10 protein-coding genes are annotated in these 11,639 nt (G+C 64.5%); 5 read left to right on the forward strand and 5 right to left on the reverse strand.

The window, feature by feature from the left end:
• Positions 1-129: 129 nt before the first annotated feature.
• Genes AB4Z11_RS09350 through AB4Z11_RS09360 form a run of 3 tightly spaced genes read right to left on the reverse strand, consistent with a single transcriptional unit; the run spans position 130 to position 2,512 of the window.
• Positions 130-1,329 carry a metallophosphoesterase gene (locus tag AB4Z11_RS09350; RefSeq protein WP_442024703.1) on the reverse strand — a complete coding sequence of 400 codons (1,200 nt, stop codon included), beginning with the start codon at positions 1,327-1,329 and terminating at the stop codon, positions 130-132.
• Positions 1,330-1,339: 10 nt separating this feature from the next.
• Complete coding sequence (locus AB4Z11_RS09355) at positions 1,340-1,882, reverse strand: hypothetical protein (RefSeq protein WP_442024705.1); 543 nt, start codon at positions 1,880-1,882, stop codon at positions 1,340-1,342.
• Positions 1,883-1,897: 15 nt separating this feature from the next.
• Positions 1,898-2,512: a hypothetical protein gene (locus AB4Z11_RS09360; RefSeq protein ID WP_442024707.1), complete on the reverse strand. Its 615-nt coding sequence runs from the start codon at positions 2,510-2,512 to the stop codon at positions 1,898-1,900.
• 105 nt (positions 2,513-2,617) lie between these two features.
• On the opposite strand from AB4Z11_RS09360, the gene tal reads away from it, so the two are divergent.
• Positions 2,618-3,553 (forward strand): transaldolase, encoded by a 936-nt coding sequence (tal, locus tag AB4Z11_RS09365; protein WP_442024709.1) that lies wholly within the window; start codon positions 2,618-2,620, stop codon positions 3,551-3,553.
• 86 nt (positions 3,554-3,639) lie between these two features.
• Here the strand turns inward: tal and AB4Z11_RS09370 are convergent, their stop codons facing one another.
• Together AB4Z11_RS09370 and AB4Z11_RS09375 are read right to left on the reverse strand one after the other, a co-directional pair.
• Positions 3,640-4,011: a hypothetical protein gene (locus AB4Z11_RS09370; RefSeq protein WP_442024711.1), complete on the reverse strand. Its 372-nt coding sequence runs from the start codon at positions 4,009-4,011 to the stop codon at positions 3,640-3,642.
• Between the two features lie 9 nt (positions 4,012-4,020).
• Entirely contained in the window at positions 4,021-4,518 is a 498-nt protein-coding gene (locus AB4Z11_RS09375; RefSeq protein WP_442024713.1) for a hypothetical protein, read from the reverse strand.
• A gap of 138 nt (positions 4,519-4,656) precedes the next feature.
• Between AB4Z11_RS09375 and AB4Z11_RS09380 the strand changes: the two genes are divergently transcribed.
• The 4 genes from AB4Z11_RS09380 to AB4Z11_RS09395 are packed head-to-tail and all read left to right on the forward strand — an operon-like array spanning position 4,657 to position 11,534.
• The gene (locus AB4Z11_RS09380) at positions 4,657-5,883 is read left to right on the forward strand and encodes an efflux RND transporter periplasmic adaptor subunit (RefSeq protein ID WP_442024715.1); all 1,227 of its coding nucleotides are present in this window, start codon (positions 4,657-4,659) and stop codon (positions 5,881-5,883) included.
• A 12-nt stretch (positions 5,884-5,895) separates the two neighbouring features.
• On the forward strand, positions 5,896-9,042 hold the full coding sequence (locus tag AB4Z11_RS09385; protein WP_442024717.1) for an efflux RND transporter permease subunit: 3,147 nt from the start codon (positions 5,896-5,898) through the stop codon (positions 9,040-9,042).
• Positions 9,039-10,460, forward strand: coding sequence for an efflux transporter outer membrane subunit (locus AB4Z11_RS09390; protein WP_442024719.1), 1,422 nt, complete (start codon positions 9,039-9,041; stop codon positions 10,458-10,460). Before AB4Z11_RS09385 ends, AB4Z11_RS09390 begins: the two co-directional genes overlap by 4 nt.
• Positions 10,461-11,534: a patatin-like phospholipase family protein gene (locus AB4Z11_RS09395; protein WP_442024721.1), complete on the forward strand. Its 1,074-nt coding sequence runs from the start codon at positions 10,461-10,463 to the stop codon at positions 11,532-11,534.
• The last annotated feature ends 105 nt before the right edge of the window (positions 11,535-11,639 follow it).

Consider the following 11,639-nt stretch of genomic DNA (forward strand, 5'->3'; position numbering starts at 1 on the left):
CAGCAGGACCTGGCGACGCTGTGCGCACGCTTCTATTTGCGTTCCAGCGATGCCATGTACTTGCTTGCCGCGCTGCGTGAGCGCTCGCCAGTGCCGGCGCGCATGCTCGCTACCGCCCACGCTGCCTGATCAGTAATCCAGCCAGGCCGCCTCCACAGTATTGCGGGTGCCGGGCAGCTGCAGGAAGCCGAAGGGTCCGGTGCCCGCCGGCCGGCCGACGAGGCGGCGCTCCATCACCAGGCGCGGCGTTTGACGCGCCGGGGAAGCATAGAAGGTCAGCACCTGGAACTGGTGCGGCAGCGGGCCGCTTGCGGTGCCGCCATGGCTGGTGGCCCGCACCATCTGCGCCGATGATCCGGCAATCAGCTGCAACTGGTCGCGCCCCAGCGGATCGTGATATTGCTTCGCATTATCCGGCGGCAGCTCGCCCAGCGCGGGGAAAGGCACATGGGTGTGTCCGCTTAACACCAGCTCCGCCAGCTTGCCACGTCCCAGACGGCCGAAACGGCTCAAGGCATCGCCCACGTCGATATCGTTACTCAGGCTCATGCTCATTACCGGCCRCGGCGGGGGATAGTGCACCGGGTGATGCATGGCCAGCACGCGGAAATCGCGGCTGCCATCCGGCCTGAAGCCGCGCTGCACATCGTCCGCCAGCACCTGCATCTGACTCAACGCACCCTTGCCCTTGCGTTGCAGCCAGTGCGGGTCGCGCCCGACATGGCCGCGTGCCCAGGTATTGCGCCAGCGGTCGTCAATTGTGGTGTTCACGCCGTAAAGCACCAGCTGCGACTGGGTGTTTGGAATCGGAATGCCAAGCGGTCCTTGCGGCCAGACGGAGGCAAACAGTTGCTGGCGCAGCGTGTCGCGGTGCGTTGCCACGTCGCTGCGGCGCGCCAGCATGGGAAAGGTCGCGGGCCAGGCATCGTGATTGCCGTACTGTGAGAAGGTGGCCGTTGCGCGCAGGCGGCGTCCATAGTCCTGCAGCGTGGCTTTGGCGACGGTCAGCGATTCGAGATCGCCAATCGCACTCAAGTCGCCGGTATCGACCAGCCAGGCGGGAATCGAACCGAAATCGGGATCGGCAGCGAACCAGTCGAAGAAGTCGCTCAGTTCGCGTTCGGCGCTGGGATCGTGGCCTGCATAACCAAGGTCCACCAGCTCTTCAAAGGTATCGGCCAGATTGGCGTTGAGCGTGCGCAGACGCTGGGCGATGGCGCGCAGCTTCAGTTCGCCTTTCGGGTCGGCCGGCGAAGCAGCGTCCCGGTAATGCATGTCCGAGATGTGAACGATGTGCAGGAATGCTTCGAATTGCGCGTAACTGTTCATGACGCCCTCGCTAGACGGAATCCTTCAGCAGCTTCTTTGCATCTTCTCCCAGCTCTCTTCGTATTGCTTCCGCCAGGCGGGCGCGCAAGCGGTGCAGGCGCTGGCGGGTGCGCGCGTCGAGCGCGTCTTTCTGATCAGGGCCGGTCCCGGCCACCATCGACAGCAGCAAATCGTCTTCCTGCGACGCATCCGCCAGTTCGGCCACGCAGATGTGCAGCATGCGCCGGTGCAGCGCGGCGCGCCAGGCATCCGGCTGCGCAGGATCGGCCTGCTCGGCCTCACTCAGGTTGTCGAGACTCATCGCCCAGTCGCGCGCTGGCTTGCGGAAGATGTCCGCTGCACGGCGTTTTAGTATGGCATAGCCAATCTTGCGTATGGCAGGCTGATCGGGAATTTCGCCACGTTTCTCCAGGTATTCCCAGAGATCCGAGATGGCTTGTGCGGTCAAATCATCGGCTTCATCATGCAAGCCAGGGAAATGCTTGCGGACATAGTTGCGCAGCGCACTGCGCAATTCGTCCAGCTGCTTGCCTGTGAGAGCTTCCGGCGCCATGGTCCGGTCTGCGGCTTACTGCACCCGCTTCACACGCGGCGCGCGGTAGGCGCCTTCGATGTCCAGGAACACCGCGCCCAGCAGGCCTTTGCGCAGCAGGGCTTTCGGGTTCTGCAGGTCGGTGTCTTCGCTGCTGTTGTCGACGACGCGCCATACCTGGCCGTTGGCGAGGTGGATCATCTGGCCGGGTGCCCAGCCTTTGAAGGCGCCTTCAATACGCGTTTCGACGGTGTCCGCTTGCTTGGGTTCCTCGGCTTTCGCGACCGGCTTGGCCGGCAACGCGGTCCAGGCCGGCGCGGCAGGCGCCGGCACTGCCCCGGCCGCAACAGAAGCAGCGACGCCGACGGGAGCGGCAACGTTGGAGGGCGTCGCGGCGGTGGCAGCGGTGGCGGCGCTGGCGGTGGTCGCGGTGGTCGCAGCGGTGGCGGCGCTGACTGCGGAAGCGGCGCTGGCGGCGGAAGCGGCAACAGCGGCGACTGGCGCCCCGGCGCGCGGCGCGGCGACGGGGATCGCGTCGTAGCAGGCCACGCGCGTTGGAATGTCGGGAACGGCGCGGCAGCGCAGCATCGCCGCGTCATCAGCGAGCGCGCTGGCGCAGGCTAGTAGCAACAGCAAAGGCAGTGTCTTCATCACGCTCCCTAAAACAGTATGAACAAAGAGACAATACCACCAAACGCGGCCTTGCAGGCTGCTACAATACGTCCTTTCGTCCCCATTTTTGTTATCGGTGCTTCAATGAACCAGCTCGAACAGCTCAAGCAATACACCACCGTGGTCGCCGACACCGGCGATTTCCAGTCGATCAAAGCCTATACCCCGCAAGACGCGACCACCAATCCGTCGCTGATCCTGAAGGCCGTTCAGAAGGATGAATACAAGCCGCTGCTGGAAAAGGCCGTGCGCGACAATCCGGGCGCGTCCACCGGCACCATCGTCGACCACCTGCTGATCGCTTTCGGCACCGAAATCCTGAAGTACGTGCCAGGCCGCGTGTCGACCGAAATCGACGCCGCCCTGTCCTTCGACGTGCAAGGCAATGTGAACAAAGGCCGCGAGCTGATCGCCCTGTACGAAAAGGCTGGCATTCCGCGCGAACGCATCCTGATCAAGATCGCCTCGACCTGGGAAGGCATCCGCGCTTCCGAGATCCTGGAGAAGGAAGGCATCCGCACCAATATGACCCTGCTGTTCTCGCTGTGCCAGGCCATCGCCTGCGCCGAAGCGGGTTCGCAGCTGATCTCGCCGTTCGTGGGCCGTATCTACGACTGGTTCAAGAAGTCCACTGGCATCGACTACCAGGGCGCGGAAGATCCGGGCGTGCAGTCCGTCAAGCGCATTTACAACTACTACCGTAAGTTCGGCTACAAGACCGAAGTGATGGGCGCGTCCTTCCGCAACACCAGCCAGATCATGGAACTGGCCGGCTGCGACCTGCTGACCATCAGCCCTGATCTGCTGCAGAAGCTGGCCGACACCACCGGTCCGGTGGAGCGCAAGCTGAACACCGCCTCCGCCGGCGCTGATGCATTGGGCAAGATCGCGGTGGACGAGAAGACCTTCCGCTTCATGCTGAACGAAGACGCGATGGGCACCGAGAAGCTGGCCGAAGGCATCCGCGCCTTCGTGGCTGACGCGGGCAAGCTGAAACAGATGATTTCGGCAATGCGCTAAGCACCCGGCGGATCAATGATCCGCCCAACGCCGGCCGCATCACAGGGAATGCATCGTAGGGCGGATCATTCGATCCGCCGTCGCGTTCACGCGGCGGACTTCGCTGACGCGGCGGCGCCTATCGTCCCCAGCACGCCGCCCACGGCGAGCACATACCAGAGCGACAGCGTATTGCCCGCAGGGCTGATCAGCTTGGTCGCTTCCAGCACCAGACCGGCCGCCGAGGCCACTGCCAGCACCAGCAGCAGGCAGGACACGGCAAACGACAAGGCCCGGAAATTCCCCACGCGCGCACCGGTTGCAAACAGCGTGTAACCGACAATACTCAGCAGCGGGAACAGCAGCCACAGCATGGCGCCACTCTCCATGGCCGCCAGACCCAGCGGCACCAGAACCAGCACAGTCCCGGCAAACAGGCCGAGTGCCAGTAGCAAACCACCTACAATTGCCAGGACCATATCGCCTCCTTACTGAATGCGGCGCACTTTCGGCGCACCGCGTGCACCTTGAATATCCATGAACACCGCGCCCATCATGCCCTTGCGCAGGGACACTTTGGGATTGGTGACATATACGATTTCCGAACTGTCATCTTCCACACGCCAGATCTGGCCGTTAGCCAGACGGATGGTCTGGCCGGGCCCCCAGCCTTCAAACTCACCCACGATGGACGTTTCCAGCGTCGGCGCGGAGGCAGCGCGCGCGGCGGCCACGGTGCTCGACTGCACTTCGAATGCACGGTCAACGGCCGGYGCGGCGGACGCCGGGACAGCTGCGTGTGYAGGCGCAGCGGTGGATGCCGCAGCAGGCGTAGCGCCGGCGTGCGCCTTGAAGCCCGGCGGAATAGCGTCATAGCAGGCCAGGCGCGCAGCGCCATCGGCCAGGGTGCGGCAGTGCTGCAGCGCAGCTTCATCGGCCATGGCAGCGCCAGAAGCCAGCAACAACAGTAAAGACAGTTTCTTCATCGCGTTCCCAAAAGTAGCAAACATTATTGAACTACATCTCCATTCTAAATCATTCGTTCTCTGTACAAAACGATACATTTAACACTGTTATACAATCTTGGCCTTGTCCCTGCCATTAACCACAACACGAGACAATCCATGAGAACCGTACCCCGGTACCTGCCTATCGTTGCAGCCGTCATCACCCTCTCCCTGACGGCCTGCGGCGACAAGAAAGACGCCAACAAAGCTGCCCCGCCTCCTCCTCAAGTTTCCGTGATCACCGTTGCAACAGCCAGCGTTGCCGTTACCGACGAGCTGCCCGGCCGCGTAGAAGCTTACCGTATTGCCCAGGTGCGGGCACGGACGCCCGGCATTGTGCTCAAGCGCGTATTCGAGGAAGGCGGCGACGTCAAGGCAGGCCAGGTATTGTTCCGGATCGACCCCGCTCAGTTCCAGGCATCTTTCGACAGCGCCGAAGCCGCCGTGGCGCGCGCCGACGCCAACCTGGCCCAGGCCGACCTGAAGGTCAAGCGCTACAAGCCGCTGCTGGCCGCGCAAGCCGTCAGCCAGCAGGAGTACGACGACGCCGTCACCGCGCAGAAGCAGGCCAATGCCGATCTGCAGACCGCGCGCGCCAACCGCAAGAACGCCAGCCTGACGCTGGGCTATGCCACCGTGACCTCGCCGATTGCCGGCCGCGTGGGCCGCGCCCTCGTCACCGAAGGCGCACTGGTGGGCCAGAACGAGGCCACGCCAATGGCGCTGGTGCAGCAGCTCGACCCGATCTACGTCACCATCACCCAGTCTTCCGCCGAGCTGCTGCGCCTGAAGCAGGCGCTGGCGAGCGGCAAACTGAAGAGCATGGGCAAGGACACCGCCCGCGTCACCGTGCAGCTGGAAGACGGCAGCGAATACGCACAGCCGGGCAAGCTGCTGTTCTCCGATGTGTCGGTGGACGAAAGCTCCGGCTCCGTTTCGATGCGCGCCGAGTTCCCGAATCCGAAGCGCACCCTGCTGCCGGGCATGTATGTGCGCGCCCGCCTCGAACAGGGCGTGGATGAGAAAGCCATCACCGTGCCGCAGCAAGCAATCGTGCGTGGCGCCGACGGCGCGTCCGTCTTCATCGTCGGTGCCGACAACAAGATCACTGCGCAGCCTGTGACGGCCGAAGCCTCCACCGGCAACGCATGGCTGGTCAGCTCGGGCCTGAAGGGCGGCGAGCGCATCGTGGTGGAAGGCTTCCAGAAGACCAAGCCGGGCGGCGTCGTAGCGCCAGTGCCGTGGCAAGGCCCGCCGAAAGCCGATGCCAGCGGCCAGCCGCTGCCGTCCGGCGGTTCGCCCGGTTCCGCGCCTGCCGCGGCAGCGCCGGCCGCGTCGAAATAACGGGAGCCGCTGATGGCAAAGTTCTTTATCGACCGCCCCGTCTTTGCATGGGTGATCGCGCTCTTCATCCTGCTGGGTGGTGCGCTATCCATCACCCTGCTGCCGGTGGCGCAGTACCCGACCATCGCCCCGCCATCCATCGTCGTCACCGCCGCCTATCCGGGCGCCACCGCTCAGGTGGTGGACGACGCGGTCACCAGCGTGATCGAACAGGAGATGAACGGTGCGGATGGATTGCAATACGTTGAATCGGAAAGCACGGCCAACGGCTCGGTGACCATCACCGTCACCTTCCAGCCGGGCACCAATCCCGACCTGGCTGCCGTGGATGTGCAGAACCGCATCAAGCGCGTGGAATCGCGCCTGCCGCAGTCCGTGATCCAGCAAGGCGTGCAGGTCAACAAGGCGCGTTCCAACATCCTGATGTTTGTGGGCGCCTATTCCGAAGACGGCCGCATGGACCCGAACGCGATCGGCGACTATCTGGCGCGTAACGTGCTGAATGAAGTCAAGCGTCTGCCCGGCGTGGGCCAGGCGCAGCTGTTTGGTACCGAGCGCGCCATGCGCATCTGGGTCGATCCGAACAAGCTGACCGGCTACAAGCTGAATATGAGCGATGTGACCAATGCCATCCGCGCGCAGAACGCGCAGGTGGCATCGGGCACCATCGGCGACTTGCCGAATCCGCGCTCACAGACGTATAACGCGCCAGTGGTTGTGACGGGCCAGCTGACCTCCATCGAGGAATTCGGCAAGGTCATCCTGCGTGCGAACCCGAATGGCTCCACCGTGCGGCTGAAGGACGTGGCCCGCCTGGAGCTGGGCGGCGCCAACTATGGCATCAGCGCACGCCTAAGCGGCCAGCCTTTCGTGGCCATCGCCGTGCAGCAATCGCTGACCGGCAATGCACTCGCCACCGCCACCCTGGTGCGCGAGAAGATGGAAGAGCTGTCGAAATACTTCCCTCCCGGCCTGAAGTACACCGTGCCTTACGACACGTCGCTGTTCGTGAAGATCTCCATCGAGGAAGTGGTCAAGACCCTGCTGGAAGCCGTGTTCCTGGTGTTCCTGGTGATGTATCTGTTCCTGCAGAACATCCGCTACACCCTGATCCCGACCATCGTGGTGCCGGTGGCCCTGATGGGTACTTTCGCCGCGATGCAGGTGTTCGGCTTCTCCATCAACGTGCTGACCATGTTCGGCATGGTGCTGGCGATCGGCATCCTGGTCGACGACGCCATCGTGGTAGTGGAGAACGTGGAACGCATCATGAGCGAGGAAGGCCTGTCGCCGCGCGAAGCAACGCGCAAGGCCATGGGCCAGATCACGGGCGCCATCATCGGTATCACGCTGGTGCTGATCGCCGTGTTCATCCCGATGGCCTTCTTCGGCGGCGCCGTGGGCGCGATCTACCGCCAGTTCTCGCTGTCCATGGTGTCCGCGATGATCTTCTCGGCGCTGATGGCGCTGTCGCTGACGCCGGCACTGTGCGCCACCATGCTGAAACCGGTGGAAGCCGGCCACCATCACGAGAAGCGCGGCTTCTTCGGCTGGTTCAACCGCAGCTTCCACAGCACCGCCAACGGCTATCAGGGCTGGATCGCCCGCATCCTGAAGCGCACTGGCCGCTACCTGCTGATTTACGCAGCGCTGCTGGGCATCGTGGCCTTCCTGTACGTGAAGCTGCCTTCGTCCTTCCTGCCGAACGAAGACCAGGGCTACATCATCACCAACGTGCAGCTGCCGCCGGGTGCTTCGCGCAGCCGCGCTGAAGCCGTATTGGCCGAGGTGGATGCCTACTTCCGCAAGCAGCCGGGCGTGGCGCGCACCATTGCCGTGGCAGGCTTCAGCTTCTCCGGCTCGGGCCAGAACGCCGGCCTGGTGTTCGTGCCGCTCAAGGACTGGAAGGAACGCGGCCCGCAGGATTCGGCCGAAGCGATTGCGCAGCGCGCATTCAAGGACTTGTCCGGCATCAAGGATGCGATCATCTTCCCGCTCAGCCCTCCGCCGATCCGCGAGCTGGGTAACGCCACCGGCATCACCGCCCGCCTGCAGGACYGCGGCGCCAAGGGCCACGATGCGCTGGTCGCAGCGCGTAACCAGCTGCTGGGGCTTTCGGCCAAGAGCAGCATCCTGACCGGCATGCGTCCGGAAGGGCTGGAAGATGCGCCGCAGCTGCAACTGGATATCGACCGTGAAAAGGCGAATGCGCTGGGCGTGTCCTTCGCGGACATCAACAGCACCATGTCCACCGCGCTGGGTTCTTCGTATGTGAACGACTTCGCCAGCAGCGGACGCCAGCAGCGCGTGATCGTGCAGGCCGACCAGGACCGCCGCATGCAGCCGGAAGACCTGATGCGCCTCAATGTGCGCAGCTCCACCGGCGTGATGGTGCCCTTCTCCTCATTCTCGACTTCGCACTGGATCATCGGTCCGCTGCAGCTGGTGCGCTACAACGGCTATCCTGCGATCCGCCTGAGCGGCGCTGCCCAGCCGGGCCGCAGCACGGGTGAAGCGATGGACGAGCTGCTGCGCCTCGGCGACCAGCTGCCGCCAGGCTTTGCGATCGAATGGACTGGCCAGTCGCTGGAAGAGCGTCTGTCCGGTTCGCAGGCGCCGATGCTGTTCGCGCTGTCCATGCTGGCCGCCTTCCTGGTGCTGGCCGCGCTGTATGAGAGCGAGTCGATTCCGGTGGCCGTGCTGCTGGTGGTGCCCCTGGGTGTGCTGGGCGCGCTGCTGGGCGCCCACGTGCGTGGACTGCCGAACGACGTGTACTTCAAGGTGGGCCTGATTGCGATTATCGGCCTGTCGGCGAAGAACGCGATTCTGATTATCGAGTTTGCCAAGGACCTGCAGGCGCAGGGCAAGGGCCTGATCGAAGCGACGCTGGAAGCGGTGCACCTGCGCTTCCGCCCGATCATCATGACCTCGCTCGCCTTCATCCTCGGCGTGCTGCCGCTGGTGATCGCCAGCGGCGCGGGTTCCGCCAGCCAACGCGCCATCGGTACCGGTGTGATGGGCGGCATGATTACCGCGACGGTGCTGGCGGTGTTCCTGGTGCCGGTATTCTTCGTGGTAATCCGCCGTATCTTCAAAGGCAGCGAGCGCCAGCGCCGCCTCGCCGCGCACGAACTCGATCTGCCGGAGAACAAGCAATGATGAAAACAACTCTTACCGTGCTGGCGGCAGCCCTGCTGTCCGCCTGCTCCATGGCCCCGACCTATGAGCGCCCGGCAGCGCCCGTGGCGGAAGGCTATCCGGCCCTGCCGGCAGCAGGCGGCGCAAGCGGCGCTGTCAACGCGACAGGCACGCGCCCCGCCACCGACATCGGCTGGCGTGAATTCTTTACCGACCAGCGCCTGCAGCAGTTGATCGCCGCCGCGCTGGMCAACAACCGCGACCTGCGCACAGCCGCACTGCGTATCGAGGAAGCGCGCGGCGCTTACCGCATCCAGCGCGCCGACCGTTTGCCGACGCTGAACGCAACGCTGAGCGAATCGCGCGCCCGCACGCCGGGCTTCCTGTCCGCCACCGGGCAGCCGGTGGTGGGTGAACGCTTCGACGCGGGTGTCGGCATTTCCTCCTTCGAGCTGGACTTCTTCGGCCGCGTGAAAAGCCTGAGCGATGCGGCACTGAATACCTACCTGGCCACCGACGAAGCACGCCAGGCGGCGCAGATCAGTCTTGTGGCCGAAGTGGCGAAGGGTTACTTCACCGAGCGTGCTTTCGCCGAGCAGTACGACCTGGCCCAGCGCACGTACGAAGCCCGCAAGCGCACCTACGACCTGACAAAGCAGCGCGTGGACGTAGGCGCCTCGTCTCGTCTGGACCTGCGCTCCAACGAGCAGCTGATGGAAACGGCGCGGGCCGCCGCACTGGCCCTGGCCCGTCAGCGCGCGCAGGCCGAGAATGCACTGACCCTGCTGGTCGGCCAGCCACCGGCGCAGGCCGCATCCGGCGCCATGGCGACCGATGAACAGATCGATGCCATGAGCGCCGTGCCGGAAGGACTGCCTTCCGACCTGCTGGCGCGCCGTCCGGACATCCGCTCCGCCGAACTGCGCCTGAAAGCCGCCAACGCCAATATCGGCGCCGCACGTGCCGCCTTCTTCCCGCGCATCTCGCTGACGGCCGCCGTGGGCAGCACCAGCCCGGCCTTCTCGCAGCTGTTCGACAGCGGTAACAGCAGCTGGTCCTTCGTGCCGCAACTGACGCTGCCGATCTTCGACACGGGCCGCAACAGCGCCAATCTGGACGTGTCCAAAGTCCGCAAGAACATCGCCGTCGCGGATTACGAGAAAACCATCCAGACCGCCTTCCGCGAAGTGGCCGATGCACTGGCTGCCCGTGCCTATCTGGGCGAGCAGGTGGTAGCACAGCGCGCCGTGCAGGATGCGCAAGCCGATCGTCTCAAGCTGCTGCAGCTGCGCTTCGAAAACGGCGTGGCCAGTTCGCTGGACGTGCTGGATGCGCAGCGCGAGCTGTTCAGCGCCGAGCAATCGCTGGTGCAGGCGCGCCTGCTGCGCACCACCAGCGCCATCGATCTGTACCGCGCACTGGGCGGAGGCATGAAGTAAGTGGATTCACCGATTACCATCCGCCTCGGCGAGCGTGCGCGCCAGCGCATCGAACGCGAAGGTTTGCAGGCGGCGGACGTCGCCATCATCCCCGCTGCCGCGGGCGGTCCGAAAGGGCTGATCCTCAACGGCATCGACCAGTGGATGTTTGGCGAGTGGCTGGAACAGGCGCCACGCCAGCGCCGCCTGGTCGGCGCGTCGATCGGCGCATGGCGCATGGCGGCGGCTGCGCTGCACGATCCGGTTGCAGCTCTGCGCCGCCTGGCCCATCACTATGCGCATCAGACCTATCCAGAAAAAGTGGATGCGGCTTACGTCAGCCGCACCTGCCGCAGCCTGCTGGATGAGGTGCTGGAAGGGCGCGGCGCCGAGCCGCTATCCAATCCCGGCTATCTGCTGTCCATCATCACCGCTCGTGGTATCGGCGCGCTGGGCGATACGCGCGGCAGCCGCTGGCGCGAAATGGCGGGCTTCCTGCGTGCTGCGGCCGGCAACGCACTATCGCGCAGCCGCCTGGCCGGCTCGATGGAGCGCGTGGTCTTTCACGATGCGCGCGACGACGGCGCCTGGCTGCGCCAGAATTTCGATGCCTTCGCCACGCACTTTGTCGGACTCGGTGCAGACAATGTGCGCGATGCGCTGCTGGCCTCCGGTTCGATCCCGCTGGTGCTGGAAGCGGTCACCGGCATCGCCCGTGCTCCGCAAGGGGCTTACTGGGACGGTGGCCTGATCGATTACCATCTGCACCTGCCCTACCAGCGCGATCCCGGCCTGGTGCTGTATCCGCACTTCACCGACCACATCGTGCCCGGTTGGCTGGACAAGTCGATGCCGTGGCGCCGCGCGCGCGACAGCGCCGTGGAAAACGTGGTGCTGATCTCGCCCGCCCCCTCGTTTGTGGCGAAGCTGCCGAACGCCAAACTGCCTGACCGCAATGACTTCAAGCACTACGGCCAGAACCACCAGGCCCGCATCCGCGACTGGACCTTTGCCGTCGGCGAAAGCCAGCGCATGGCGGAGGCGCTGGCAAAATGGGCAGAAAAACCCGACCTGAGGCAAGCCGCTTCCATCTAGTGTTGCGCACACGCAACTTTCATCCCAGAGTCACAGCTTAGGCGCATACTAGTGCGACATAAAAAATGTCCTTGCCGGGGGTGAAGAGATGAAAATGTTGTCGCA

Source organism: Pseudoduganella sp. RAF53_2 (genome assembly GCF_052113985.1).
In the GTDB taxonomy this organism is placed as follows: Bacteria; Pseudomonadota; Gammaproteobacteria; order Burkholderiales; family Burkholderiaceae_D; genus Rugamonas.